This window comes from Ramlibacter lithotrophicus, from assembly GCF_012184415.1.
GTDB lineage: Bacteria > Pseudomonadota > Gammaproteobacteria > Burkholderiales > Burkholderiaceae_C > Ramlibacter > Ramlibacter lithotrophicus.
Window position 1 is genome coordinate 54756 of record NZ_VTOX01000012.1, and the last position, 24345, is coordinate 79100.

At 70.6% G+C, this 24345-nt stretch carries 26 protein-coding genes; 10 read left to right on the forward strand and 16 right to left on the reverse strand.

What is annotated here, in order from left to right; genetic code table 11:
* Window positions 1-155: 155 nt before the first annotated feature.
* Window positions 156-1094, reverse strand: a complete 939-nt coding sequence (locus RAMLITH_RS23395; protein ID WP_168109871.1) for an NAD-dependent epimerase/dehydratase family protein — start codon at window positions 1092-1094, stop codon at window positions 156-158.
* Between the two features lie 43 nt (window positions 1095-1137).
* On the opposite strand from RAMLITH_RS23395, the gene RAMLITH_RS23400 reads away from it, so the two are divergent.
* Entirely contained in the window at window positions 1138-2190 is a 1053-nt protein-coding gene (locus RAMLITH_RS23400; RefSeq protein WP_168109872.1) for a CDP-6-deoxy-delta-3,4-glucoseen reductase, read from the forward strand.
* Between the two features lie 22 nt (window positions 2191-2212).
* The gene (locus tag RAMLITH_RS23405; protein ID WP_168109873.1) at window positions 2213-3115 is read left to right on the forward strand and encodes a methionyl-tRNA formyltransferase; all 903 of its coding nucleotides are present in this window, start codon (window positions 2213-2215) and stop codon (window positions 3113-3115) included.
* Window positions 3116-3176: 61 nt separating this feature from the next.
* Here the strand turns inward: RAMLITH_RS23405 and RAMLITH_RS23410 are convergent, their stop codons facing one another.
* The 3 genes from RAMLITH_RS23410 to RAMLITH_RS23420 form a co-directional block, all read right to left on the reverse strand.
* Window positions 3177-3509, reverse strand: coding sequence for a hypothetical protein (locus RAMLITH_RS23410; RefSeq protein ID WP_168109874.1), 333 nt, complete (start codon window positions 3507-3509; stop codon window positions 3177-3179).
* Window positions 3491-4255 (reverse strand): hypothetical protein, encoded by a 765-nt coding sequence (locus RAMLITH_RS26155; protein WP_168109875.1) that lies wholly within the window; start codon window positions 4253-4255, stop codon window positions 3491-3493. Before RAMLITH_RS26155 ends, RAMLITH_RS23410 begins: the two co-directional genes overlap by 19 nt.
* A 341-nt stretch (window positions 4256-4596) precedes the next feature.
* The gene (locus tag RAMLITH_RS23420; protein WP_168109876.1) at window positions 4597-4845 is read right to left on the reverse strand and encodes a type 2 periplasmic-binding domain-containing protein; all 249 of its coding nucleotides are present in this window, start codon (window positions 4843-4845) and stop codon (window positions 4597-4599) included.
* 177 nt (window positions 4846-5022) lie between these two features.
* Between RAMLITH_RS23420 and RAMLITH_RS23425 the strand changes: the two genes are divergently transcribed.
* Both RAMLITH_RS23425 and RAMLITH_RS23430 read left to right on the forward strand, forming a co-directional pair.
* Window positions 5023-5490 (forward strand): hypothetical protein, encoded by a 468-nt coding sequence (locus RAMLITH_RS23425; protein WP_168109877.1) that lies wholly within the window; start codon window positions 5023-5025, stop codon window positions 5488-5490.
* A 757-nt stretch (window positions 5491-6247) separates the two neighbouring features.
* Entirely contained in the window at window positions 6248-6481 is a 234-nt protein-coding gene (locus RAMLITH_RS23430) for a hypothetical protein (RefSeq protein WP_168109878.1), read from the forward strand.
* On the opposite strand, the gene RAMLITH_RS23435 is transcribed toward RAMLITH_RS23430, so the two are convergent.
* The 7 genes from RAMLITH_RS23435 to RAMLITH_RS23465 all read right to left on the reverse strand — a co-directional run bounded on the left by RAMLITH_RS23435 (window position 6482) and on the right by RAMLITH_RS23465 (window position 15671).
* Entirely contained in the window at window positions 6482-7345 is an 864-nt protein-coding gene (locus RAMLITH_RS23435; RefSeq protein WP_168109879.1) for a hypothetical protein, read from the reverse strand.
* 347 nt (window positions 7346-7692) lie between these two features.
* Window positions 7693-9687, reverse strand: a complete 1995-nt coding sequence (gene mdoH, locus RAMLITH_RS23440; RefSeq protein WP_168109880.1) for a glucans biosynthesis glucosyltransferase MdoH — start codon at window positions 9685-9687, stop codon at window positions 7693-7695.
* A complete protein-coding gene (locus tag RAMLITH_RS23445; RefSeq protein ID WP_168109881.1) occupies window positions 9660-11231 on the reverse strand; it encodes a glucan biosynthesis protein G in 1572 nt (523 codons plus the stop codon). Before RAMLITH_RS23445 ends, mdoH begins: the two co-directional genes overlap by 28 nt.
* Before the next feature lie 239 nt (window positions 11232-11470).
* Window positions 11471-12841, reverse strand: coding sequence for a sigma 54-interacting transcriptional regulator (locus tag RAMLITH_RS23450; protein WP_168109882.1), 1371 nt, complete (start codon window positions 12839-12841; stop codon window positions 11471-11473).
* Between the two features lie 8 nt (window positions 12842-12849).
* Window positions 12850-13491: a hypothetical protein gene (locus RAMLITH_RS23455; RefSeq protein WP_168109883.1), complete on the reverse strand. Its 642-nt coding sequence runs from the start codon at window positions 13489-13491 to the stop codon at window positions 12850-12852.
* Entirely contained in the window at window positions 13481-14887 is a 1407-nt protein-coding gene (locus tag RAMLITH_RS23460; protein ID WP_168109884.1) for an ATP-binding protein, read from the reverse strand. The genes RAMLITH_RS23455 and RAMLITH_RS23460 overlap by 11 nt, the downstream gene beginning before the upstream one ends.
* Window positions 14888-15182: 295 nt before the next feature.
* Entirely contained in the window at window positions 15183-15671 is a 489-nt protein-coding gene (locus tag RAMLITH_RS23465; protein ID WP_168109885.1) for a PXPV repeat protein, read from the reverse strand.
* Between the two features lie 184 nt (window positions 15672-15855).
* Here RAMLITH_RS23465 and RAMLITH_RS23470 point away from each other — a divergent pair, with 184 nt between their 5' ends.
* Genes RAMLITH_RS23470 through RAMLITH_RS23485 form a run of 4 tightly spaced genes read left to right on the forward strand, consistent with a single transcriptional unit; the run spans window position 15856 to window position 18646 of the window.
* On the forward strand, window positions 15856-16377 hold the full coding sequence (locus RAMLITH_RS23470; RefSeq protein WP_168109886.1) for a glycine zipper 2TM domain-containing protein: 522 nt from the start codon (window positions 15856-15858) through the stop codon (window positions 16375-16377).
* A 13-nt stretch (window positions 16378-16390) separates the two neighbouring features.
* Window positions 16391-16630, forward strand: a complete 240-nt coding sequence (locus tag RAMLITH_RS23475) for a PepSY domain-containing protein (protein WP_168109887.1) — start codon at window positions 16391-16393, stop codon at window positions 16628-16630.
* 13 nt (window positions 16631-16643) lie between these two features.
* Window positions 16644-17315 (forward strand): response regulator, encoded by a 672-nt coding sequence (locus RAMLITH_RS23480; protein WP_168109888.1) that lies wholly within the window; start codon window positions 16644-16646, stop codon window positions 17313-17315.
* Entirely contained in the window at window positions 17312-18646 is a 1335-nt protein-coding gene (locus RAMLITH_RS23485; protein WP_168109889.1) for an ATP-binding protein, read from the forward strand. Before RAMLITH_RS23480 ends, RAMLITH_RS23485 begins: the two co-directional genes overlap by 4 nt.
* Window positions 18647-18665: 19 nt before the next feature.
* Here RAMLITH_RS23485 and RAMLITH_RS23490 read toward each other — a convergent pair whose 3' ends face one another.
* Window positions 18666-19112: a hypothetical protein gene (locus RAMLITH_RS23490; protein WP_168109890.1), complete on the reverse strand. Its 447-nt coding sequence runs from the start codon at window positions 19110-19112 to the stop codon at window positions 18666-18668.
* Window positions 19113-19267: 155 nt separating this feature from the next.
* Complete coding sequence (locus RAMLITH_RS23495; RefSeq protein ID WP_168109891.1) at window positions 19268-19582, reverse strand: hypothetical protein; 315 nt, start codon at window positions 19580-19582, stop codon at window positions 19268-19270.
* A gap of 284 nt (window positions 19583-19866) precedes the next feature.
* On the opposite strand from RAMLITH_RS23495, the gene RAMLITH_RS23500 reads away from it, so the two are divergent.
* Together RAMLITH_RS23500 and RAMLITH_RS23505 are read left to right on the forward strand one after the other, a co-directional pair.
* Entirely contained in the window at window positions 19867-20844 is a 978-nt protein-coding gene (locus RAMLITH_RS23500; protein ID WP_168109892.1) for a Bug family tripartite tricarboxylate transporter substrate binding protein, read from the forward strand.
* 126 nt (window positions 20845-20970) lie between these two features.
* Window positions 20971-21582: an outer membrane beta-barrel protein gene (locus RAMLITH_RS23505; protein ID WP_168109893.1), complete on the forward strand. Its 612-nt coding sequence runs from the start codon at window positions 20971-20973 to the stop codon at window positions 21580-21582.
* A 98-nt stretch (window positions 21583-21680) separates the two neighbouring features.
* Here the strand turns inward: RAMLITH_RS23505 and RAMLITH_RS23510 are convergent, their stop codons facing one another.
* From RAMLITH_RS23510 to RAMLITH_RS23520, 3 genes are read right to left on the reverse strand one after another with little or no spacing between them, the layout of a single operon-like run.
* Window positions 21681-22397: an ABC transporter ATP-binding protein gene (locus RAMLITH_RS23510; protein WP_168109894.1), complete on the reverse strand. Its 717-nt coding sequence runs from the start codon at window positions 22395-22397 to the stop codon at window positions 21681-21683.
* Complete coding sequence (locus RAMLITH_RS23515) at window positions 22394-23194, reverse strand: ABC transporter ATP-binding protein (protein ID WP_168109896.1); 801 nt, start codon at window positions 23192-23194, stop codon at window positions 22394-22396. Before RAMLITH_RS23515 ends, RAMLITH_RS23510 begins: the two co-directional genes overlap by 4 nt.
* 8 nt (window positions 23195-23202) lie before the next feature.
* The gene (locus RAMLITH_RS23520) at window positions 23203-24336 is read right to left on the reverse strand and encodes a branched-chain amino acid ABC transporter permease (protein WP_168109899.1); all 1134 of its coding nucleotides are present in this window, start codon (window positions 24334-24336) and stop codon (window positions 23203-23205) included.
* Window positions 24337-24345: the final 9 nt, after the last annotated feature.

Sequence of the window (24345 nt, forward strand, 5' to 3'; positions counted from 1 at the left end):
CCCGCTACGAGCCAGCCCGGAGGGTTCGGCGCCTGCGGGGCGCTCGGCGGCCGTCCAAAGCGGGTCCAGACGTCCAGTCTGGACCCGCTCTGGCCAACCACCGATCATCCCCGCATCCATCCGAACGAGAGTACAGATGTTTGTGGGACAGGGCACTAGGGTGAGGGCCTCTCCCGCAGCCCGCTTTCCACCGTCGGATACCACAGCCTCACCCGCAACTCCTCCTTCAGCCGCCGGTTGTCCAGCCGCCGCGATTCGCTCATGAAGCTGAGGAGCATCAGCGGCAACTCAGCCTCCGCGGTGCTGCGCGGCAGGCGGCGCGGCCGGGGCAGGCCGTACAGGTCGGCCGCCAGGTCGAAGTAGTCGCCCATCTTCAGCTCGGTGTCGTCGGCGGCGTTGCAGACCCGCTGCGGCCGGCCGCGCCACATCGCCGCCAGCACGGCGCGGGCCAGGTCGTCGGCATGGATGTGGCTGGTGTAGACGTCGTCGGGCGCCTGCAGCACCGGCGTGCCGCGCAGCAGGCGCTCGCGCGGCGTGCCGCCTTCGCGGTCGGGCGCGTAGATGCCCGGAATGCGCAGGATGCTTGCGCGCACATGCGCCGCGCGGCCGTAGTGGCGTACCGCGCGTTCCGCATCCACCCGCCGCTGCGCGCGCGGCGTGCGCGGGTTGACGGCGCGCGTCTCGTCGATTCGCGCCCCGCCGCAGTCGCCGTACACGCCGGTGGTCGAGGCATACACGATCGATCTCGGCGGCTCCCTGCGGCGCAGCGCGCGCAGCAAGGCCAGCGTGCGGAAGTCGCGCCACCAGTCGGCGGCCAGGTCGCCCTCGGGCGGCGCGAGATGGATGACGCGCGTGGCCAGTCCGGCCAGCCGGGCCAGCGTCGCCGGGCGGTCGAGGTCGCCCGCCAGGGGTGTGATGCCGAGCTCGCGCAGGCGCGGCGAGCGCTCCGGCGACGACGTCAGCGCGAGCAGGCGCACCCGCCGGCCGAGCATGCGCGCGGCCCGGGTGCCGACGTCGCCACAGCCGACGACGAGCACGCGCTCGCGGCGGAAGCGGGCCGGCAAGGCGCCGAGGGGGCTTTGGTTTGAAGGCACAATCGACCGATACACAGGGACAGACAGCGAGGATACCCAAACCATGTCGAGCGCCGAGACCGCGAGCGGGCCATTTCAGGTGACGGTGCAGCCCAGCGGCCGCTCGTTTCGCGTGGAAGAAGGCGAGGCGATCCTCGCCGCCGCGATCCGCCAGGGCATCGGCATGCCGTACGGCTGCAAGGACGGCGCGTGCGGCTCGTGCAAGTGCCGCAAGCTCGAAGGCACCGTGGTGCACGGCGAGCACCAGACCAAGGCGCTGAGCCCGGAGGAAGAAGCCAACGGCTACATCCTCACCTGCTGCGGCGTGCCGCGGACCGACCTGGTGCTGGAATCGAAACAGGTCACCGACGAGAGCGCGTTCCCGGTGCGCAAGATGCCCTCGCGCGTGATCTCGCTGGAGAAGAAGTCGCACGACGTGATGGTGGTCAAGCTTCAGTTGCCGGCCAACGACGCGCTGCGCTACCACGCCGGCCAGTACATCGAGTTCATCCTGCGCGATGGCGCGCGCCGCAGCTACTCGATGGCGAACGCGCCGCACAACGGCCCGCACGTGGAGCTGCACATCCGCCACATGCCGGGCGGCAAGTTCACCGAACACGTGTTCACGGCGATGAAGGAAAAGGAGATCCTGCGGGTGGAGGGGCCGTTCGGCAGCTTCTTCCTGCGCGAGGACTCCGACAAGCCGATGATCCTGCTGGCGTCGGGCACCGGTTTCGCGCCGATCAAGGCGGTGATTGAGCACATGCAGTTCAAGGGCATCACCCGCCCGGCGACGCTGTACTGGGGTGGCCGCCGCCCGGCCGACCTGTACCTCGACGACTGGGTGCGCACGAAGCTCGCCGAGATGCCGAACCTCAAGTACGTGCCGGTGGTCTCCGACGCCCTGCCCGAAGACAACTGGACCGGGCGCACGGGCTTTGTGCACAAGGCGGTGCTGGAGGACTTCCCGTTCCTGTCGGCGCACCAGGTCTACGCCTGCGGCGCGCCGATCGTGGTCGATTCGGCCCGGGCCGAGTACGTCAAGGTCGCGAAACTGCCGCCGGAGGAGTTCTACGCCGACGCGTTCACGAGCGAGGCGGACAAGCACCTCGGGTGAGCGGATGGCCCAGGACACCCGCATGCTGACCCTGTTCCTGATGACGGAAAAGGGCTACCGGTTCCTGGTCGAGACGACGGCGAAATACGGCTCGCTGTTCGACCTGGTCGTGGTCGGCAGCGACGGCTCGCTGCGCAAGGACCATGCGGATGAAATCATCGCGTTCTGCGCCGGGCACCAGCTGCGCTGGGTCAGGCGGGCGGACTTCGGCAAGGTCGAAACGCCGTACGCGCTGGCCGTGTCCTGGCGCTGGCTCATCGAGCATCCGGCGCAGCGGCTGATCGTCTTCCACGATTCCCTGCTGCCGCGGTACCGCGGCTTTTCGCCGCTGGTCAATGCCCTGATCAACGGCGAAAGCGAAGTGGGCGTCTCCGCCATTTTCGGCGCCTCCGATTTCGACACCGGCCCGATCATTGCCCAGTCGCGGACGGCGGTGCGGTATCCGCTGCGGATCGCCGACGCCATCCAGGCCATCAACGCCAATTACCTGGCCTGCGCCGAGACCGTCCTGCAGGCGCTGCTCGACGGAGCTCCACTCGAGGCGACGCCGCAGGACGAACGCCAGGCAACCTACAGCGTGTGGCGCGACGAGCAGGACTACCGGATCGACTGGAGCAAGTCCTCGACAGAGATCCGCCGGTTCATCGACGCCGTGGGCTACCCGTACCGGGGCGCGGCGACCATGTTCGACGGCAAGCTGGTTCGCATCCTCGCCGCCGAAGAGGCGCCGGACGTCGTCGTGGAGAACCGCGACTGCGGCAAGGCATTGTTCGTGGTGGACGGCAAGCCGGTGATCATCTGCGGTGAAGGCATGCTGAAGGTGACCGAAGCGCAGATCGAGGAGGGAGGCCAGCTCCTCCCCTTCTTTCCGCAGACCAGGTTCCGCATCAGGTTCACGGGCGGCTCGCGGGAAACCGGTTCCTGACCGGCTGGACCGGGCCGGCGCGTCGCAGCACGAATCGGGACCGCCTCCCGCCACGACCGGATCAGGGCTCGCCGCGGTGCAGTCGCGGCACCGGCAGCGGCGGATAGGGCTCCAGCGGCACGCCCACCACGGCATCGAAGCGCGACGGCACCGGGAAGGTGGCGTAGTCCAGCGTAGCGGCGCCGGCGCTGGCAAGAGCCGGGGGCGACGCACCCGCGCCCAGAACGGCTCGCGCATCGTACGGGACTCCGCGCGACGCCTGCACCATGGGCAGCACGGGGCGTGCCTGCGCCGTGGCGGCTGCCGCCGGCGAAGGAACCGTGACCTCCGCGCTGCGCGCCCGTGGCGCTTCGGTCAGCGCCGGTCGCGCGCCGGTCAGGCCGGGCGGAGCCAAGCTGGCCGTAGCCCGCCCGCTCCAGTCGCGCAGGATGCGGAATCCGGCCGAGGCCATGCCGGCGGGGCCAGAAGGGCCAACCGCCCCCGGCGCTTCACCGCCAGCCGCTCCCGCCCCCGCCGGCACGCCGGCGCTGCCCACACTGCTCGCGCCGCTGGTGGCGCTGCCAACGCTCGCCGCACCGTCGCCAACGGCGGCACCTGACGCGCCGGTCCCGCCAGCGGCAGCACCACCGCCAGTCGCGCCGGCGGCGCCCGCACCGGCTCCTGCTCCTGCTCCACCTGCACCCGCACCTGCACCTGCACCTGCACCGCCTGCGCCCGCGCCGCCTGCGCCTGCGCCTGCTCCACCTGCACCCGCACCACCTGCACCTGCACCTGCACCACCTGCACCACCTGCACCCGCGCCACCCGCGCCCGCGCCCGCGCCGCCTGCGCCTGCGCCTGCACCTGCACCGCCTGCACCTGCACCGCCTGCACCTGCACCGCCTGCGCCTGAGCCCCCGCCTCCTGCGCCACCGCCTCCTCCGCCGCCCGCTCCGGCACCGCCGCCGCCGCCCGCGCCGCCGCCACCGCCGCCGCCGCTGCCTCCTCCACCGCCACCGCCACCGCCGCCGCCTCCACTGCCGCCTCCACCACCGCTTCCTCCGCCGCCGCCTCCACCACCGCTTCCTCCGCCGCCTCCTCCGGCACCGCCGCCGCCGCCGCCGCCGCCACCACCGCCGCCACCTTTGGCCCAGGTGTCATCAGGCCAGGTGACGCCGAGCGTCAAGGCCACCGCGGCCGAGAGCATCGAGAGGGTCAGTCGTGCCGGCAAGGTCCTTGTCTTCATGGGTACTCCTGGGCGAAGGCAGGCGCTCCACGAGCGCACTTGCGGAATGAGTCGACGGTGAATAGTCGTCTCGCAAGCTCGGTGGGGTTGTGTCCGCGCGTCACAGACGGCGGGCGGTCTTCGCGCGTGCCGCCGCGTGTGCGGCAGTTCCCCTGCCCGCGCACGGCACATGCCGATCCGGCCGCGCGTGTTTCGGCGGCCCGTTCCCGCAGCCGGTCACGCCCGGGACGGCGCGCGGCAAGCGGTCATTGCATCTTCAGTTGGCGGAGCGCCGCTCGCCGCCGTCCGCGGCGCGGGTCTTCGCCGCCAGCAGCGCGGCATCGATCGCGCGCAGCGCCTGCTCCTCCTCGTCCTGCAGCCGGCTCACCTGCTCGACGAGATCACCACCGGCGGGCCCCAGGTCGGCTGGCGGCGCGCCCGTTCCATGCCGGAGCCAGTCCTGGGCGGCACACAACCTCATGTAGACACGTCGCCAGTCGCTCACTGCGCGTTCGATCCTGTACATGGCAAGCTCCTCTGAAGCTCGACCATAAGAGGCGCGCCGGGCCGCGGCAAGCATTTGCATCAGCGCTGCAGCACTTCCGACAGACATTTACCGCCGCGACCAATCGGTCACACGCCATGCTCGCCGCCGCAGCGGATAGGATGAACGGCCATCCTCACCCTGTCGTCCACTCGGATCATGGCAGCCGGAACGGCCGATCAAAGCAACGACGGTCCCTCCTGGGTCGTCGGGAGTCGCGAGCGGGCGCAGGGCCCGCTGACGTTGTACGTGTGGGCGCCGGCGCGGCAACTCGAAGGCGTCAAGCGTCAACTGGGCGTCGAACTTCGGGTGGGCATGATGGACATCGCGCAGTTGCACCGCGCCATGGCGACATGGACAGCCCGCTTCGGCGCGACGGAACGGCAGCAGGCGGACTGGGAAGAATTCGCCGGCGGCGCGCGCGTGGAAATCGCCATCCTCATGGAGCCGTCGCCGCGCGAACCCGTTCCGCTCCTCCTGCACGGCGTCGACAGCATTCGCGCACTGGCAGCCGCCGTTCCGCCCGGCCGGCCGGTGCCGGTGCTCTTCGCGCGCCTCGCGCCACGGCCGGTGGCACCGGTCGCGCCGGCGGCGCCGGCGGCGCCGGGGATGCCGGCCGCGGCGTGATTCAGCGGAACGCGCCGGTGATCGTGCGACGAAATCCGCGTCGCACGTTCCCGCGGATCCAACACCACGAAGCGGGCCGCTCAGCGGTGGCTGCCGGGTGCGTTTTCGATCCGACGCGGCTCTGGCGACCCCCCTTGCGCCGGAAGCCCTGGAAACAACACAGCGCGAAAAGCACCCACGACAACGCAGCCGAGACAAAGCCCAGGACAGGATCGTTCGTGACAATGAACCCTCCTGAGGACAGCAACACGACCAACAACGCCCCTGCCTCTGCCGCCGTGGGTGGCTGCTGCGGCGCACCGTCGCCGGCGCTGTCAGGGGTGCAACGGCGTGTGTCTCCGGGCCGCACGCTGCCAGCCGCCGCGTTGTCCCATCCGGGGAATGGAAGGGGGGGGCGCGGACGCTCGCCGCTCTCGGGTGTGCCTGCCATTGCTGCTGAGACGGAGCGACATGGTGCTCTCCCTTCCTTGCAAATGCGACTGCACGTGCGGGTGCCGAGTGGTGTTTCTACACCTCGCCTCCATGGGACGTATGGGAGGTTTGTCCCGCGTGCATAACCCGAAAGAGTATTGAAGGCGCAGCGTGCACGATCTCGGTGCATTGAGTCGCTTGCAGCAAGTCCCTCTCATGCGGTTTGTTGCATGCTGCGAAGATATTGATCAGGCAGCGGGAAAACCCCAGCTGGCGGCACCGGCGCCACCTTGTACACCTGCGTTCCCAGACCGCGCAATCGCTTCGTTCATTCGAGGAGGCGCATGTGGAATCTGTGACCGCAAGGCTTGCCGCCTGGCACCGTGCCTACCTTCGACTGCAGGATGCGCGCGCACGCATGAAAGCCGCCCCACCTGAAAGCGCGGCCTGGCATGCAATGAACGAAGAAGTCCACTACCTGCAGGACGAGGCTGATAAACAATTGCGCGAACTGCAGCAACTCTCCGGCGCACGCACCGCCGGTTCGGCGGCGGCGCCGGACGTGCCGCTGGGAGCATGATCAGCGGAACGTTTCGCCCATTGCGCCCGGCGACACCTCATACAGGACTTCGAGCGCCGGTCGATCGACGGCGCGGATCACCCGTCGTGCCAGCAGCCGCTGCGTCTGGATCAGGGTGATGCTCTCGCGCGTGGTGGCATCGAGGCTGCGGCGCAGCAGGCGGCGCCCGCCGGGAGCGCGAGCGGTGCCGCCGCCATCGGCCAGCACGTCGGTTCCGCGCCGGATGTCGAATCCGCTCAATTGGCCGATGCGCCCTTGCCGGCGCGCACAGCGGCGAGCCAGCTCGAACAGCTCGCCCAGCGCCGACTCGGACAGCAGGTGCCCGGCGTGGGCGACGGCCGCACGCTCGCAGAACCACAGCGCGGCGGCAGCCATCGCGGCCATGAGACCCAGCACCGACAGGAAGATCAGCGCCGCGGCTTCCTTCAGCAGCGGGCCGAGCAGCGCGTGGCCCTGGAACAGGTCGGCGGCCAGCACCAGCACCAGCGATGTGGTCGCAAGCACCGACGACGCGATCTTCGGCGCGGCAAAGTACCTCGCGATGCGGGCGCGGGCATCGGCGAGCAGCAACACCTGCAGCCGGTGTTCGTTCTCGAGCGATGCCGGCGGCGCCGCGGTGTCGGCGATTGCGCGCGGGGCACCGGCGAGCGGCGCCGCGTCGGACGCACCTGCCCCGCCGTCGCCGTTCAGGAGCTCGATGGCCCGGCGCGCCTTCATGAACCTGGCCTTGTCGCCATCGGACCTGAACTCGCCGCCGCTCTTGTCCGGATGCAGCGCCAGGACGATCTTCTGCAACTCGGCTTTCAGCGTTTCGGGACTGTCGATGCAGGCGCCCAGGCCCAGCTCGCGGGCCAGCTGCGCCAACGCCCCGGCGACGGCAGACCCGCGCGCGGCGCCAGGGATTACCTGCTGCGCGTCGCCGCCTGGTGCAGCGGCGGCGCGCAGGGACAACGCGAGTTCTTCAGCTCGACCGCAAACTTCCTGGTCTTCGGGCATCGGCGCAGCTTAGCGGCGCTCGAAGGCGCTGCCGGTCTTTCGTTGCGGCGCTGTCCGGTACTCGGCAAAAGCGCAAATCCGTCACGCCACGGACACTGGCGCGCCTCGCTCGACCACCACCAAGGCGTCCGCGTCCCCAGCCGATCGCCGGGGAGCAGGCTGGGGAAGCTCTGAATAAATCGCGTCGTGCGCGGCGGAATTTGTTCATAGCTTCCCTAGGTGCGCACCCATGCGTTGCGGGCCGCCACGGCGTGGTGCCAGGCGCGCCGCAGCACGACAGGTGAGCGCGACTCCTCCGGGATCAGCAGCAGCGCCTGGTCCCGCAGGCGGGCGCCGAGCCGGGGGTTGCTGGTGAGCACCGCGAGTGGAAGCGCGAGCAGCAGGGGCACGGCCACAGGTGCCAGCCAGAGGGCGGCCTGCGCGTCCACGGCCATGGTGGCGGCCGCGAGCACGCCGATCACCAGCGTCATCGGCACGAGCCGTTGCGCCGCTTCCCGCCACCGTATGCCGTTGGCGCTGCGGGGCGGCGATTGCCAGTGGAGTTCGATGCCGGTCAGCGCCACGACGACGAACAGCGAATGCGCCAGCATCCGCACCGGCGCCTGCAGCAGCGACAGCGCCGTCTCGGTGGCGGCGCTGTGCAGCAGCGCGCTCGCGCCGCCGTAGCCGCCCTGCGACCGCCGCATGAAGACGGCCGCGAGCGCCAGCAGCCGCGGCATGAACAGCAGCGACAGCGTCCACGCCCACAGCGCCCGCAGTTCGGTCGGCAGCGGCTGCCAGCCGGGAGCGTCCGCCAGGCCCGAGAGCCAGAAGGCAGTGCCCAGGGACAGGAACGCCAGCCACAGCGGCGCCGACAGGTAGGACATCGCGCCGACGGCGAGCATCGCCCGATGCACGGGGTGCAGGCCGGGTTCGGCGATCAGCCTGGCGTTCTGCAGGTTGCCCTGGCACCAGCGCCGGTCGCGCTGCAGCTCCGACAGCAGGTCCGGCGGCTGCTGCTCGTAGCTGCCGGTCAGGTCCGAGACCAGCCAGACGTGGTAGCCCGCGCGACGCATCAGCGCCGCCTCGACGAAGTCATGCGACATGATCGGCCCGGCCAGCCCGCCGCGGCCGGGGATCGGCGCCAGCGCGCAGTGGCGCATGAACGGTTCGATGCGGATGATGGCGTTGTGGCCCCAGTAGTGCGATTCGCCGAGCTGCCAGTACTGCATGCCCAGCGTGAACAGCCGGCCGGTCACGCGCGACGCGAACTGCTGCGCCCGCGCGTGCAGCGTCGCATGGCCGATCGCCTGGGTCGCGGTCTGGATGATGCCGGCGCTGGGGTGTGCTTCCATCAGCTTGACCATGGCGACCAGGCAGTCGCCGCTCATCACGCTGTCGGCATCGAGCACCACCATGTAGCGGTAGTCGCGACCCCAGCGGCGGCAGAAGTCCGCCACGTTGCCGGCCTTGCGGTGCGTGCGGCGCGAGCGCAGCCGGTAGTAGATCTCGATCTGCGGCTGACGCGGGTCGGCGGCAAGCGCTTCGCGCAGCTGCGCCCAGGCGGCGCGCTCGTTGCCCACGATCGCGGCGTCCGAGCTGTCGGACAGGATGAACACGTCGAAGGATGCCGCGTGGCCGGTCGCCGCCACCGACTCGCAGGTCGCCCGCAGCCCCGCGAACACCGTGGCCACGTCCTCGTTGCAGATCGGCATGACGAGCGCAGTGCGGACGTCGGGCGCCAGGACGTCGGCGTGCACCTGCGCCGCCGAGAGCGCGTGCTCGTCGCCGCGCAAGACCACGTAGAAGCCCATGAGCGCGGTGACGAAGCCGCTGAGCACCCAGGCCGAGAGCACGGAGAACAGCGCGAGCTGGCCGTATTCGAGCCAGGCGTTTCCGTAGTCCGGCTGCGCCGAGGCGAAGAGCAGGCTCGCCAGCACGGTGGTGACCAAGGTCAGGCTGGCGAAGGCAAGCCGCCGGCGGCGGGCCGCGCGTTGCCACGGCTCTTCGATACCGCCGATGCGATCCCGGCTCGAGCCCGGGCGCAGCCAGGAAAGCAATGCCGCCCCGCTGCTTCGCCAGAAACCGCGCCAGGGCTGCGGCGCCATGGAGCCGCGGTTGACCGGCGGCGCCGTCAGCGAGTTGGGATGGCGCTCCTCGCGCAACATGTCGCGCCGGGCTGCCCGGGCGCCGCTTGCCACGGCTACCGGGGAAGAATGATGTTGCTCCATGTTTCGCTGAGAACCTGGTTGGTTTGTTGCAGGAAGGCGCGCAGTTCCACCGGCTTTGCGGGGTCGAGCTGCTGCACGCGCAAGGTCATGCGCCAAGTGCCGTTGGCGGGATTGGGATAGACGATCTGTTCGAGCACGCGCCCATTGCCGTCGGCGGTCACGACGGCGCGCAGCTTCGCGTCGGCCGGCAGCGCGCGCAGCGCGGGTCCGGCGAAATCCACGACGTACTGCACCTCGCCGGGCGCGGGAGGCTGCTCCGCACGGCGATAACCGCTGCCCTGGCGGGACTGGACGACCCAGCTCCCCGGTGGCCGCTCCTGCTCGTCACCCTGCCAGGCGATCTCGTAGGCGAAGTCCAGGGGCTGCCCAGGGGCCGGCAGCGAAGCCGGCACCCAGTACGCGACCACGTTGTCGTGGGTTTCGTCGGGCGTGGGCAGTTGCAGCAGTTCGACCCGCCCCGGCCCCCAGTCGCCGAGCGGCCGCACCCACGCGCTGGGCCGGCGCTCGTAACGCGCCTCGACGTCCTCGTAGCTGGCGAAGGCGCGGTCGCGCTGCATCAGGCCGAAGCCGCGCAGGCGCTGCACGGAATAGGAGGTGGTGCTGGGCCGCGCCGGGTTCTGCAGCGGACGCCAGATCCACTCGCCTGCGTCGCCGGCCACCAGCAGGCCGTCGGAGTCGTGGACCTCGGGGCGGAAGTCGCCGCCGCGCGGCTGGTTCTCGCCGAAGAAGAACATGCTGGTCAACGGCGCGAGCCCCAGGGTCGCGACCGGCCTGGCGGCGCCCCCGCGCAGGTAAATGCGCGCCTGCACCCGCATGGTCGTGGTCGAGCCGGGCACCACTTCGAACCGGTAGGCGCCCGTCGCGCGTGGCGACTCCAGCAGCGCGTACACCGTGACCTCGCGGGCGCCAGGGGCGGGCCGCTGAAGCCAGAACTCGGTGAAGCGCGGGAACTCCTCCCGGTCGCCGCCGACGGTGTCGATCGCGAGACCGCGTGCCGACAGGCCGTAGTGCTGGCCGGCGCCCAGGGCCCGGAAGTAGCTGGCGCCGAGGAAGGTGACCAGCTCGTCCTTGTACGGCGCCGTGTTCAATGGATAGTGGATGCGCAGCCCGGCAAAGCCCAGGTCGCCCCAGGTCTCCGGCCGCAACTGGTTGCGCCCGAAGTCGAAGTCACCGCGCCGGTACGGCACGACGAGTGCGCCGCCGGGAATGATCTCGTTCACGCGCACAGGCTCCCGCTGGTAGAGCCCGAGGTGGAAGAACATCACCTCGAACGGCAGAGCCGCGTCGCGCCACAGGGCCCGGGCCGGCTGGAAACGGATGTCGCGGTAACGGTCGTAGTCGAGCGCCTGCAACTCCGCCGGCAGCGCGTCCGGTGCCGCCCGCCAGGCGGCCACGGCGCGATCGCGCGCGATCGCGGCGACCGTCTCGAAGCCGAAGGTGCTACCGGGTTGGGCTGCCTGCGCCTGGACGGCCGCGGGCAGTGCGAGATGGAGCAGGAAAAGAGGGGCGGCAAGCCGCCTCGACACAGAACGCCAGGAGTGCATCGGCGGCGTCGAACGCACCCTTCGTGCCAGTCCGAGAAAAGCCAGCAGAATCAGTCACTTGCGCGTCACCCCGGCGCTCGCGGCGACTACGGTACCGCTGCGGGGAGGCGGCCGGGGGCGGTTTTGTCGCCAGCCGGCGACAACTCCGCTCGCCGTCGGGGAAGAACGCTGCGTGGGGCAAGCACTTGCCGCTGTCGCCGGATGGCGACAGCCCTGCCGTGCCGGCGCTTGCCCGCCCCTCAGGACTGGAAGTGGGCAGGGGTGAGTTCGTGCTTTTGCAGGAGCCGGTAGAACTCGGTGCGGTTGCGATCGGCCAGGCGTGCCGCGTCCGCGACGTTGCCGTCCGTCAGCTTGAGCAGCCCGACCAGGTACTCGCGTTCGAACTGCTGCTTGGCCTGCGCATAGGTGAGCACCTGCACCGACGGGACCCGCAGCGCACGCTGCACCAGCGCCAGCGGGATCAGCGGCGTGGTCGCCAGCGCGCAGACCTGCTCCGCCACGTTGTACAGCTGGCGGATGTTGCCGGGCCAGGCGGCGGTGATCAATGCCTTGGTCGCCTCCGGCGCGAATCCCGAGAGACGCTTGCCGTACTTGGCGGCGAGCTTGCCGAGGAAGTGGTTGGCCAGCAGCGGGATGTCCTCCCGCCGTTCGGCCAGCGTGGGCAGCGTGAGCGTCACGACGTTCAGCCGGTAGTACAGGTCCTCCCGGAACTGGCCGGCGGCCATGGCGGCCTCGAGGTCCCGATGGGTCGCCGAGATGATCCGCACGTCCACCGCGTGCGACTGGCTGGAACCCACCGGCCGCACCGCGCGCTCCTGCAGCACCCGCAGCAGCTTCACCTGCAGCGCCGGCGGCATGTCGCCGATCTCGTCGAGCAGCAGCGTCCCGCCATCGGCCGCCTGGAACAGGCCCTTGTGGTTCGCCACCGCATCGGTAAACGCGCCCTTGACGTGGCCGAACAGTTCCGACTCGAGCAGGGCCTCCGGAATCGCCCCGCAGTTCACGGCGATGAAGGGGCGCTGCGCTCGCGGGCTGGCGCGGTGGATGGCACGCGCCAGCATCTCCTTGCCGGTGCCGCTGTCGCCGCGCAGCAGCACGCTGGCATCGGACTGAGCCACCATCCACGCCTCGGCCAGCACCTCGGCCATGCGGCTGGAGCGGCTGATGATCTCTTCCCGCCACGCCTCCTGCGCGTGCGGCGCCGCGCTCGCCGGGGCCGCGACCGCCAGCGCTTCGGCGATTTTGTGCAGCAGCTCCTTGCTCTCGTACGGTTTGGTCAGGTAGCTAAAGACACCGCGGGCGGTGGCCTCGACGGCATCGGGAATCGTTCCGTGCGCGGTCAGCAGGATCACCGGAAGCGAGGGGTGGCGCCGGCGGATCTCGCCGAACAGTGCCAGTCCGTCGCGGCCCGGAAGGCGCACGTCACTCAGCACCAGCTGCGGCCGCTGCGCCTCCATCTGGACCAGCGCAGCTTCCGCCGAAGGCGCGGTCGTGACGCGGTAGCCCGCCGCGGCGAGCCGCATCGACAGCAGCCGCAGCATGTCGGGATCGTCGTCGACCACGAGGAGATGCGGCGCGGATGGTGGCTGGGTGGGGGCTTCGGCTGACATGGGCATTCTCACGGGCGCGTGGGCGCCGACGCGCCGGCACCCGGCCGGGACGGCAGGCTGCGCTCGATCGCGCGCACGGCTTCCAGCCGCTCGCTGAGCTGCTCGGCGCGGCGCTGCGTGTCCCGCAACAGCTGTGCCTGGCGCTCGTTGTGTTCATCGGCGCGCCTGGACTCGGACAAGTGCGCCGCGAGCAGGCGCGCCAGCGGATGCAGCGCGCGGGACTGCGCGTCGCCGCGAGCCAGCAGGCGCTGCAGGAGCATCTGGGCTCGGGCGGTGTTCGCCGGGCCGCGCGCCTGCGCGAGCAGCAGGCTGGCCTGCATGATGCCCATTCCCGTGTCGCCGCCGTCGCCGACGCGGGCGATCTCCTGGGCCAGTTCGGCCGCAGACATGGTGCGCGCGCGGTCGGCATGCGCCAGCGCCTGCTCGAGCGGGTGGACAGGCGCGGGGGGCAACTGCACGGGGGCTGCCGGTGCCGGTGCCGGTGATGGTGGCGGCTGCACGGCAGGCGCGGGCGGCGGCGGCGCGGCGACGACCGCCGGGACCGGCGACGGCGACGGCGGGGGCAACAGCGCGCAGCCGCCGATCGCCATCGACGCGGCCATGATGGAGAACGCAGCGCGCCACGAGGGGCAGAGGCGATCAGGCTGCATGCGGAAGCTCGATGCGGAAATGCCCGCCGCGGCCGGCCGGCAGGAGCCGGACACGGCCGCCGTGGGCGGCCACGTACTCGTTGACGATCGACAGGCCGATGCCGCTGCCGCGCACCGCGTCGCGCGGCTGGCGCTCGCCCCGATAGAAGGGCTCGAACACGCGCTCGCGGTCCTGGTCCGCGACCCCCGGGCCTTCGTCGCGCACGTCGATCCGGACGCCTTCGGCGCCGGTGGAGACATTGAGAATGATCTTGGCTCCTTCGGGAGAGTAACGAATCGCGTTCGACAGCAGGTTCGCGACGGCTGCCCCCAGCTTGTCCGGGTCCACCGACAGCGTGGCGGGCGTGCCTTCGACCTGCACCGACAGGCGCCGCGCCTGCCACTGCAGACGCTGCGCCTGCACCTGCTCGCGCACCAGCTCGAGCAGGTCGACGGGGCGCCGCCGGAGCTGCCGTGCCTCGAAGGCGGCGGCATTGAACCGCAGCAGCGCCTCGATCTGGCCCTGGAGCGCGAACGCATTCTGATGCAGGATCCCGACGACCTCCTGCTGGTCGCTGCCGAGCTTGCCGGCCACGCCGTCGCGCAACAGGGCGATGCCTTCGCGCAAGGCGGCCAGCGGCGTCTTCAGTTCGTGCGACACGTGGCGCAGGAAACGGGCCTTGTCGGCGTCGAGTTCCATCAGGCGCAGGCGCAGCCAGTCGAGCTGCTGGCCCACCCGGCGGACGTCGGAGGGCCCCCGGATGTGGATCGGCTGGTCGAGGCGGTTCTCGCCCAGGGCGAGAATCGCCCGCTGGAGCCGCCTGAAAGGACGCGCGAGCCAAAGCCCCATGGCGACGGCCAGGACGATCGCCAGCACGATCGCGGCCAGCACCTGCTGCATCAGCCGGGCACGGCTCGCCTCCAGGCGCGCCTGCAACGCGCCGTTGCGCTGCTGGATGGCCGCCTGCACGCTGCCGGCGAGCCGGCTGGTGATCTCGTCCAGCTCCCGGAAGGCGGCCGCGACATCGCGCTCCCGGTCCAGTGCCGTCGCCGGCGGGCCGTCCAGCAACCCGACGATGGCGTCCAGCCGTTCCCGCCACTCGACCGCGTCCTGCTGCGCCACACCGTCCTCGGCGAGCTGCTGCAGCGTGCTGCGCGCCGCCTGCATCTCTTCTTCAAAGCGGCGGCGCAGCAGCGAGTCGTTGAGCACGAGTGACTGGCGCGCCGCCCGTTCCATCGCGGCAGTGCGGGCCGCCAGGGCGTGGGAGGCACCGCTGAGTTCGAGCGCGCGCACCGATTCCTCGCTGCTTTGCGCCATCAGCCGGTCCAGGGTGACCACGGCGCGCAGGGCCGTCGCACCGAGCAAGGCGGCGATGAGCATGAAGGCAACGAGCAGCAGCTGACGGAACGAACCCATGGTGGTCGGATGTGGCGGTGTGCGCCTTGCCGCGACGCGTGGCTGGCAGCCGCCGCGCTCGGGCAGGCGCTACCGGCGCCTGTTCACACAACCTTCCTGTATCAGCGTAGGCTGCCTGGCGCGCGGAGCAAACCCGAAAGGTGTATCGAGTTCCCGGCGCGGACCACGCGCGTGATCCTTCGCGGCGGCTGAAGTGTACCTGCGGGCGGCCGCGCCGCCCGCTCACGGCCGGCCCGTGCTCATGTCGCGCAGCGTTGCAGCAGCATGGCGGCAGTGACTTGCCGCCGCTCATGCCTCAATACCGGTACGGATTCTCCGGCGCGCGGTCGCGGCGGTTGCGAACGCCGTCGCCGTCGCGGTCGCGATCGTCGATGTTGCGGATGCCGTCGCGGTCCAGGTCGCCCCACGGACCGTACATGCGCCCATGGCGCCGGTTGCGCGGGCTGTCCGGGTCATACACGTTGGCAATGCCGTCGCCGTCGCGGTCGCCGTACGGACCGCGCCGCTGCCACCGCCGGTCGTCCCACCCGTCATGCCGCGTGTAGCCGTACGGGGCCGGCTGGACGTAGACCGGGCGCGGCTGCACGTAGACCGGCCGCGGCTGGACGTACACCGGCGCCGGCTGCACATAGACCGGCGCCGGCTGGACGTAATAGCTCGATGCCGGCTGGACGCCGACGGAAAGGTGCACTTCGCCGCGGCCCGCATGCGCGGCAGAGGCAGCGCCAAACAGGCCCAGCGCCAGGCCGGCGGCTGCCAGCGATTTGGTGGGGAGTGCTTTCATGACGATCTCCTGGGTTGTGATGCGTCGCATGGTGCTCCCCGCTGCGTGAACGGATTCTGAACGGATCCGGCGCCTTCGCCGGTACCGCGTCAACGCGGTGTAAATCAGCGTTTCGGCCTTCGTTCAGGTTCCGTTCACGCGCCGCGGCTTACGCTGCGCGCACCACAACACGAGGGACAGTCCCATGAAACGCCTTTCGCTTCTTCCCCTGCTGGCCTTGACCGCCGCGGCCGCCCAGGCCCAATCGTTCGTCGACAACGCCAGGGTGCAAAGCGTCGAACCGCAGTACGAGACGGTGCAGCTGCCGCGCGAGGAATGCACCAGCCAATGGGTCACCGAAGCGCAGCCGGCGGCCGGCGGCTACGGCGGCGTGATCATCGGCGGGCTGGCCGGCGGCCTCCTGGGCAACCAGGTGGGCAAGGGCCACGGCCGCGAGGCCGCCACGGCGGCGGGTGCGGTGATCGGCGCGATTGCCGGCGACCGCCTCGCGGGCGGCTGGGCGCAGGCCGGTGCGCCGGCGCAGCGCGAAGTACGTTCCTGCCGCACCGTGTACGACACGCAGCAGCGCCTTACCGGCTACCGCGTCACTTACGATTACCGCGGCCACCTCTCGACCATCGTGACCAGCGAGCAGCCGGGGCAGACCGTCCCGGTGCGCGTGTCGGTGACGCCGGTGGAACCGCGGGCGTACCATCGCCCTTATTGATCGCGCACGCGCCGTGAACCTCCTTCGCACCCTTCTTTGCGCCGCCCTGCTCGCGGCCAACGTGGCCCCGGCCTGGGCCGCCGTCAGCCGTGACGCGGCCGCCGCCATCGCGCAGCGCGCCACCGGCGGCCGGGTGCTGGCCGTGGAACAGGCCGAGTCGGGTGGCCGGCCGGTGTGGCGGGTCAAGGTACTGACACCCAGCGGCGAAGTGCGGGTGATCCTGGTCGACGTGGCCAGCGGGCAGGCGCAATAGCGACGGACCGGCCGTGCGCCTGCTGCTGATCGAGGACGACGACGCGCTGCGGCAGGGGCTGGCCCGGCAGCTGGAAGCCGAGGGCTACCGGGTCGACCAGGCGGCGGACGGCGCCGAAGGGCTCTTCCTCGCGCAGGAATATCCGTTCGACCTGGCGATCGTCGACCTGGGCCTGCCCAAGGTCAACGGGCTGACCATCGTGCAGCGCCTGCGCGCCGCGGGCCGGGCCATCCCGCTGCTGATCCTCACGGCGCGCGGCAGCTGGCAGGACAAGGTCGCGGGGCTGGAGGCCGGCGCCGACGACTACGTGGTCAAGCCGTTCGAGTATCCGGAACTCGCGGCCCGCGTGAAGGCCCTGCTGCGGCGCGCCATCAAGGCGGCCAGCGAGGTGCTCACGCTCGGGCCCCTGGCCATCGACTTCTCCTCGCAATCGGTCCGCCTGCACGGCGAGCCGGTGGAACTCACGGCCTTCGAGTACCGCCTGCTGGAGTACCTGGTCCGCGAGCGGGCCCGGGTGGTGACCAAGCAGGAACTGGCCGACTATCTCTATCCGCATGGCGAGGACCGCGACAGCAACGTGCTGGAAGTGCTGATCGGCCGGCTGCGGCGCAAGCTCGATGCGGGCGGCAGCCTCGCGCCGATCGAGACGGTGCGCGGCCGGGGCTACCGCTTCGCGCTGGCATGAGGCCCGCCCGCTCGATCCGCACCCGGCTCCTGGTGGGGGCGGCGCTGGTGCTGCTGGCCTTCATCGCCGGGGCCGGGCTGGCGGTGCAGCGCGCCCATGCCGACAGCGTGCGGGCGGTCCACTTCGGCCGGCTGCAGACGACGATCTACCTGCTGCTGGCCCGCGCCGAGCTCGACGAGGCGGGCGCGCTCGTGATGCCGCCCGGGTTCGCCGAGCCGCGGCTCACGCTGCCGCAGTCGGGCCTGTACGCGAGCATCCGCAACGTCAAGCGCGACGAACGCTGGCACTCGCCGTCCACGCTCGGCGCCGATCCGCCGTTTCCGGCGGTGCAGGTGGCGGCCGGCCAGTGGCGGCACGACGTCGTCCAGGGCGCCGGCCGCAGCTTCCTGGCGACCAGCTACGGCGTGAACTGGGCCGCCGGCCGGCACCAGGCGCCGCTGGTGCTCACCGTGCTGGAAGACAGCGCCGCCTTCGAGCGCGAGCTGGCGGTGTTCGCGCGCACCTTGTGGACGTGGCTGGGCGGCGCCGGCGTGCTGCTGCTCCTGGCCCAGGGCCTGCTGCTGCGCTGGGGGCTGGCGCCGCTGCGCCGTGTGGCCGCCGAGATCCACGGCGTCGAGAGCGGCGCGCAGGGTCGCATCGAAGGCAGCTATCCGAGGGAGATCGCCGCCCTCACCGACAACCTCAACGCCCTGATCCGGCACGAGCGGGTGCGGCAAACGCGCTACCAGGAAGCGCTGAGCTTCCTGGCGCACAGCCTCAAGACACCGCTGGCGGTGCTGCGCAGCGCGCTCGACGAGCCGCAGCGGCTGCCCGGCACGGTGCGCGAACAGGTGGACCGCATGGACGACATCGTGCGGCACCAGCTCGGGCGCGCGGCCGCGCAAGGCACGTCACGCTTCGCGGCGCCGCTGCCGGTCGCGCCGGTCCTGCAGCGCATCCGCGATGCCCTGGTGAAGGTCCATGCGGAGAAGCAGTTGACGTTCGAGGTCGAATGCCCGGCCGACCTGGCCTGGCGCATCGACGAAGGCGACCTGTTCGAGATCGCCGGCAACCTGCTGGACAACGCCGCCAAGTGGGCTCGGCAGCGGGTGCAGGCGCGCGCCTGGCTCGAGGCGGACCGGTTGCGGCTGGCGGTGGAGGACGACGGGCCGGGCTTCACCGACACCGAGGCGATCCTGCGGCTGCACGTGCGCATGGACGAACGCGTGCCGGGGCATGGCGTCGGCCTGGCGGTGGTGAACGAACTGGTCGCGAGCCACGGCGGCGAGTTGAAGCTGTCGCGCGGGGCGCTCGGCGGCGCCCGCGTCGACGTGGCGCTGCCGCGTCCCTGAGCAGCGCCATCGCCCCCGATCAGCGCCAGTCGCCGCGGCGGCCCTGCCACGCGTGCCGGTCGTCGCGCGGCGAGCAGTTGACCGGTGCCCAGTAGTTGGGCGTCCACTCGGGCGGGCTGTTCACGTTCCAGACGGAAGCCGACAGGCGGGTCGCCACGTACACGTCGCCGTTGCGCCAGACCCGCTGGCCCGGCCAGTAGCGGGCGCCGGGGTCCCAGGCGGCGGCGCGGCACGCGCGCCGCTCGGCACGGCGGTCGCGGCGCCGGTCGTCGTATCGGTCATCGTCATGGCGCCACTCGCCGCCGTAGCCGGGCGCGGCGTCGTACACGTAGGCAGGCGCTGCAGCGCGAACCGGCAGCTGCACGGACAGGTACACGTCGGGAGCGGCATTGGCGACGGCCGCGGCGCCGAGGGTGGCTGCGGCGACGGCCGGCACCAGGATTCGGGAAAGGATCGAGCGGTTCATCGGGGACTCCTTCTTGGATGGAAGGAGTGTGCGGGCGGCACGCTGAACGAACCGTGAACGCAAGCGGCGCTGCCTGGCAGCGCGACGGCAGCAGCCTGCCCCTGGCCGCGGCCGTCAGTCGGGCGGTGGCCGCGAAGGCCGCCGCCCGGCGAGTTTCACTCCCACATGCCGATCACGGGGGAGCGGCGGGCCGCTTCCGCGGCGGCGGTGGAGCGCGCGGCGCGGATCTCCGCGACCAGGCTCGGGTGGCTCAGCGCCAGCTCGCGCATGATGCGCTGCTGGGCGGTCTTCTCGTACGCGACGGCCCAGCGCATGAGCGCCTGGCCGACGGCCGTTGCCGCGCGCCTGGCGAACCGGCCGACCAGCCGCAGCGTGAACACGGTGTGCTCATAGCTTTGCTGGGCCAACTCGGCGCGCACCTGGTGGTAGTGGTCGCCCTGATGATTGACGTGGGTGACGCTGGCGGACATTTCGGGTTTCCCTTTCGTAGCGCCCGGCAACAGCGCTGAGCGGATGCCCGAATATTAGGGTTTGTACCGATATTCCGCCACTTTTTAATAGTGATGGCATCCATTCGCTAGCGTGATACTCGCCGCCGCCTTCCCGGGGGACCCACTTTGCCTCGCCGCCGGCGGCATTACAGCGTCGCGGCGAGCAGCAGGCGGATGGATATCGGCACTTCTCCGTCGGATGTTCAGCTCGACCATTCCAGGGAGGCGCGTTGCCTCTTCCGGCATTTCTGCACAATACCGCCATGACTCGCCGAAACCTCATCCTTGCCTCGCTCGCCGCCGCCGCGGCCTTCTCCCTTCCCGCCGGCTGGGCCCAGGCGCAGAACCGCCCCATCCGCCTGATCGTGCCGTACGCGCCGGGCGGCCCGATCGACGTCACGGCCCGCGTCCTGGCCGAGCGCGTGAAGGACAGCCTGGGCACCGTGATCATCGAGAACAAGCCGGGCGGCGGCGGCAACATCGGCGCCGTCGCCGTGGCCAAGGCGGCCCCGGACGGCCACACCATCGGCATCTCCGCCGTGGCGACCCACGCCATCAACCCGTGGCTGTTCTCGAAGATGCCGTACGACGCGGCCAGGGACTTCGCGCCGATCACGCAGATGGTGCGGGTGCCCAACGTGCTGGTGATGAACGCCGAGACCGCCGCCCGCCTGAAGATCAACACGCTGCGCGACCTGATCGCGTACGCCAAGGCCAACCCCGCCAAGCTCAATTACGGCAGCGGCGGCAACGGCAGTGCCGGCCACCTGGCGGGCGAGCTGTTCAAGCAAGGCGCCGGCATCTTCGCCGTGCACATCCCGTACAACGGCGGGAACCCGGCGCAACTGGCGCTGCTGTCGGGCCAGGTCGACTTCAACTTCGACAACCTGGCGACGGCGGCCCCCAACATCCGCGCCGGCAAGCTCAAGGCGCTGGCCGTGACCACGCTCCAGCCGTCCGCCGCGCTCCCGGGCGTGCCGCCGGTGGCCGCCACGATCCCCGGCTTCGCCGTGGATACCTGGTGGGGCCTGGTCGCGCCCGCCGGCACCCCGAAGGACGTGGTCGCCCGCCTGAACCAGGCCTTCGTGGCGGCGCTGCAGACGCCGGAGGCGAAGACGCGCTTCGCCACGCTGATGGCCGAGCCGGTGACGAACACCCCCGAGGAATTCGGCCGCTTCATGCAGGCCGAGCTTGCCAAGTACCAGAAGATCGTGAAGATCTCCGGAGCGAAAGTGGATTGACGGGGGGCCTTCTGTCGCTTCCGGCCAACGGCTGTTGAGTCCTACGGCCCTTGTGCGGTTTGTCTTACACGCCCATCCGTTACCGCTGGCTACAGTGACTCTGCCAGTCACGAAAAAGGAGCCGTCATGGCAGCCCTGCGAAGCGTCGTGTGTGTGGTTCTCGCCGCCGCGCCAGCGTTCTGGGGTGCCGCGTCGGCGCAGACCGCCCCTGGCTCCGGCCCTTCCGCCACCGGCGGCGACTGGTTCGGCAAGCCCCGCGGCTACCTGGGCCTGAGCCTGGGCCGCTCGCGCTACAGCCTCGACTGCGGCGGCGTCGCCTTCGTCTGCGACAAGTCCGACCAGTCCGTCAAGGTGACCGCCGGCGCGATGTCCGGGAATTTTTGGGGGGTCGAGCTCGGTTATCTCGATCTCGGCAGAATCGACCGTGCTGGCGGAACCACGAAGGCGCAGGGCCTGAACCTCAGCCTGGTGGGCAAGGCACCGGTGGGATGGCAGTTCAGCGTATTCGGCAAGGTGGGCGCGACCTACGGGCGCACCGAGACCTCCACGCTGGCGGGCAGCGGCATCGCCGGCGGCACCGAACGCGGCATGGGCCTGTCGTACGGCGCGGGCGTCAGCTACGACTTCACGCCGCGGCTGTCGGCGACGCTGGAGTGGGACAGCAACGATTTCCGGTTCGCCAGCGGCGGCCGCGACCCGGTGCGGTCCACCAGCCTGGGATTGCAGTACCGGTACTAGAAGAACAGCTCAGGGAAGAATCGAAAAAAGCTCAGGGACGCCGGAAGGCGGGACGCCCGCGGATCGCAAGGTCCGCGGGCGTACCTTTTGGCCGGGTTTCATTCGCCCAGGTACGCGGCCCGCACCTTCGGGTCGTCGAGCATCTTCTTCGCTTCGCCCTGCATCGTGATCAGCCCGGAATCCATCACGTAGCCGCGGTCGGCGATCTGCAGCGCGCGGCTGGCGTTCTGCTCCACCAGCAGGATGGTGACGCCTTGCGCCGAGACGTCGCGCACGATTTCGAAGATCCGGTCGACCAGGATCGGCGACAGGCCCATCGAGGGCTCGTCCATCAGCAGCACCTTGGGCCGGCTCATGAGGCCGCGCGCCATCGCCAGCATCTGCTGCTCGCCGCCCGACAGCGTGCCGGCCAGCTGGTCGCGGCGCTCCTTCAGGCGCGGGAACAGCGCGAACATCTTCTCGAGGTCGGCGGCCACTTCCGCGTGGTCGTTGCGGATGTGCGCGCCCATCTGCAGGTTCTCGGCGATGGTCATGCGGGTGAACACGCCGCGCCCTTCCGGCACCATCGCGAGGCCGTCCTTGACCAGGTCCCACGCGCCGCGGCCGCGGATGCTCTGGCCCAGGTACTCGATGTCGCCGTCGTTCATCGGCAGCGTGCCGGTGATCGCCTTCATCGTGGTCGTCTTGCCGGCGCCGTTGGAGCCGATCAGCGTGACCAGTTCGCCCTCGTTCACCTCGAAGTCGATGCCCTTGACGGCCTCGATGCCGCCATAGGCCACCTTCAGGCCCCTGACTTTCAGCAGCGGAGTGTTCATGCCGCTTCCCCCGTCGGCAGCGCGTGCGCGGCGTTGCCCTTGCCCAGATACGCCTCGATCACCCGCTCGTCGCGCTGCACCTCGCCCGGCGTGCCTTCGGAGATCTGCTTGCCGTAGTCGAGGACGGTGACGCGGTCGCACAGGCCCATCACCAGCTTCACGTCGTGCTCGATCAGCAGGATGGTGCGGTTGTCGTTGCGGATGCGGTCGATCAGTTCGCGCAGCAGCGCCTTCTCGGTGGCGTTCATGCCGGCCGCCGGTTCGTCCAGCGCGATCAGCTGCGGATCGGTCGCCAGCGCGCGGGCGATCTCCAGCCGCCGCTGGTCGCCATACGACAGCGTGCGCGCCTTGAAGTCGGCGTACTTGCCGATGCCGACGTATTCCAGCAGTTCGTGGGCGCGCTCCTCGATCTCGTGTTCCTCGCGCTTGAAGCCGGGCGTGCGCAGGATCGCGCCGACCAGTCCCGAGTGGGTCCGCACGTGCCGTCCGACCATCACGTTCTCGAGCGCGGTCATCTCCGCGAAGAGCCGGATGTTCTGGAACGTGCGGGCGATGCCGGCCTTGGCGACCTCGTGCACGGCCGAGGGCCGGTACGGCTTGCCGGCCAACTCGAAGGTGCCGCTGTCGGGCGTGTACAGGCCGGTGATGACGTTGAAGAACGTGGTCTTGCCGGCGCCGTTGGGCCCGATCAGGCCGTAGACCTGGCCGCGTTCGATGGTGATGCCGACGCCGCTCAAGGCCTGCAGGCCCCCGAAGCGCTTGGAGATGTCGACGACGCGAAGGATGATTTCTGCCATGGCCGCCCTCACTTCACGACGGCGGTGGCGGCCGGCGGGGTCGCGGCGGCGGCGCGCCGGGTCAGCGACCGGCCGTGCTCCGGCGCCGGCCACAGGCCGCGCGGGCGCATCAGCATCACGATGATCATCGCCAGCGCGATCAGCAGCTGGCGCAGGATGGCGGAGTCGAGCCGGCCGTCGGTCATCGCCTGCAAGGGGCTCGCCACGTAGCGCAGCACTTCGGGCAGCGCCGACAGCAGCACGGCGCCCAGGATCACGCCCGGCAGGTGGCCGATGCCCCCCAGCACCACCATGGCGACGATCATCACCGACTCCATCAGGCTGAACGACTCGGGCGAAACGAATTGCTGGAAGGCGGCGAACATGGCACCGGAAACGCCGCCGAACGTGGCGCCCATGCCGAACGCCAGCAGCTTCATGTTGCGGGTGTTGATGCCCATCGCCTTGGCGGCGATCTCGTCCTCGCGGATCGCCATCCAGGCGCGCCCGATGCGCGAGAGCTCGAGCCGGTGGCAGATCACGATGCTCACCAGCACCAGTCCCAGGAACAGGTAGTAGTAGAGCGTGACCGAGGCCAGCTCGTAGTCGCCGATCTGCAGCGGCCGCCCGAGGTTCAGCCCCCAGAAGTGCAGCGGGTCGATCTGGTTCAGGCCCTTCGGACCGTTGGTGATGTTGACCGGGTGGTCCAGGTTGTTGAGGAACACGCGGATGATCTCGCCGAAGCCCAGGGTCACGATGGCCAGGTAGTCGCCGCGCAGCTTGAGCGTCGGCGCCCCCAGCAGGATGCCGAAGATGCCGGCCAGGAACGCGCCCGCCGGAATCACGATCCACAGCGGCATGTGCAGGCCCTCGGGGAACATCGCGCCGATCCACTCGAAGCTGTCGGTGAGGTGCGGCGAGGCGAGCAGGCCGAACATGTACGCGCCGATCGCGTAGAACGCGACGAAGCCCAGGTCCAGCAGGCCGGCGTAGCCGACCACGATGTTCAGGCCCAGCGCCAGCAGCACGTAGAGCAGCGCCGTGTCGGCGATGCGGACCCAGGCGTTGCCCTGCGACTGCAGCAGCAGCGGCAGGACCAGGAGCGCGATGGCCGAGAGGCCGACCACCAGCGTGCGATTGCCCTTGTTGATGAAGTGCAGCATGCGTCTTCT

What these genes read in the sequence shown, in the direction of transcription:
- RAMLITH_RS26155 (WP_168109875.1), bottom strand. Translation starts at nt 4,255, where the DNA reads ATGACACCTGGGCCAAAGGTGGCGGCGGTGGTGGCGGCGGCGGCGGCG.
- RAMLITH_RS23500 (WP_168109892.1), top strand. Translation starts at nt 19,867, where the DNA reads ATGACTCGCCGAAACCTCATCCTTGCCTCGCTCGCCGCCGCCGCGGCC.
- RAMLITH_RS23470 (WP_168109886.1), top strand. Translation starts at nt 15,856, where the DNA reads ATGAAACGCCTTTCGCTTCTTCCCCTGCTGGCCTTGACCGCCGCGGCC.
- RAMLITH_RS23450 (WP_168109882.1), bottom strand. Translation starts at nt 12,841, where the DNA reads ATGTCAGCCGAAGCCCCCACCCAGCCACCATCCGCGCCGCATCTCCTC.
- RAMLITH_RS23425 (WP_168109877.1), top strand. Translation starts at nt 5,023, where the DNA reads ATGGCAGCCGGAACGGCCGATCAAAGCAACGACGGTCCCTCCTGGGTC.
- RAMLITH_RS23515 (WP_168109896.1), bottom strand. Translation starts at nt 23,194, where the DNA reads ATGGCAGAAATCATCCTTCGCGTCGTCGACATCTCCAAGCGCTTCGGG.
- RAMLITH_RS23485 (WP_168109889.1), top strand. Translation starts at nt 17,312, where the DNA reads ATGAGGCCCGCCCGCTCGATCCGCACCCGGCTCCTGGTGGGGGCGGCG.
- RAMLITH_RS23505 (WP_168109893.1), top strand. Translation starts at nt 20,971, where the DNA reads ATGGCAGCCCTGCGAAGCGTCGTGTGTGTGGTTCTCGCCGCCGCGCCA.
- RAMLITH_RS23520 (WP_168109899.1), bottom strand. Translation starts at nt 24,336, where the DNA reads ATGCTGCACTTCATCAACAAGGGCAATCGCACGCTGGTGGTCGGCCTC.
- RAMLITH_RS23455 (WP_168109883.1), bottom strand. Translation starts at nt 13,491, where the DNA reads ATGCAGCCTGATCGCCTCTGCCCCTCGTGGCGCGCTGCGTTCTCCATC.
- RAMLITH_RS23495 (WP_168109891.1), bottom strand. Translation starts at nt 19,582, where the DNA reads ATGTCCGCCAGCGTCACCCACGTCAATCATCAGGGCGACCACTACCAC.
- RAMLITH_RS23400 (WP_168109872.1), top strand. Translation starts at nt 1,138, where the DNA reads ATGTCGAGCGCCGAGACCGCGAGCGGGCCATTTCAGGTGACGGTGCAG.
- mdoH (WP_168109880.1), bottom strand. Translation starts at nt 9,687, where the DNA reads ATGGAGCAACATCATTCTTCCCCGGTAGCCGTGGCAAGCGGCGCCCGG.
- RAMLITH_RS23465 (WP_168109885.1), bottom strand. Translation starts at nt 15,671, where the DNA reads ATGAAAGCACTCCCCACCAAATCGCTGGCAGCCGCCGGCCTGGCGCTG.
- RAMLITH_RS23460 (WP_168109884.1), bottom strand. Translation starts at nt 14,887, where the DNA reads ATGGGTTCGTTCCGTCAGCTGCTGCTCGTTGCCTTCATGCTCATCGCC.
- RAMLITH_RS23510 (WP_168109894.1), bottom strand. Translation starts at nt 22,397, where the DNA reads ATGAACACTCCGCTGCTGAAAGTCAGGGGCCTGAAGGTGGCCTATGGC.
- RAMLITH_RS23405 (WP_168109873.1), top strand. Translation starts at nt 2,213, where the DNA reads ATGCTGACCCTGTTCCTGATGACGGAAAAGGGCTACCGGTTCCTGGTC.
- RAMLITH_RS23420 (WP_168109876.1), bottom strand. Translation starts at nt 4,845, where the DNA reads ATGTACAGGATCGAACGCGCAGTGAGCGACTGGCGACGTGTCTACATG.
- RAMLITH_RS23490 (WP_168109890.1), bottom strand. Translation starts at nt 19,112, where the DNA reads ATGAACCGCTCGATCCTTTCCCGAATCCTGGTGCCGGCCGTCGCCGCA.
- RAMLITH_RS23445 (WP_168109881.1), bottom strand. Translation starts at nt 11,231, where the DNA reads ATGCACTCCTGGCGTTCTGTGTCGAGGCGGCTTGCCGCCCCTCTTTTC.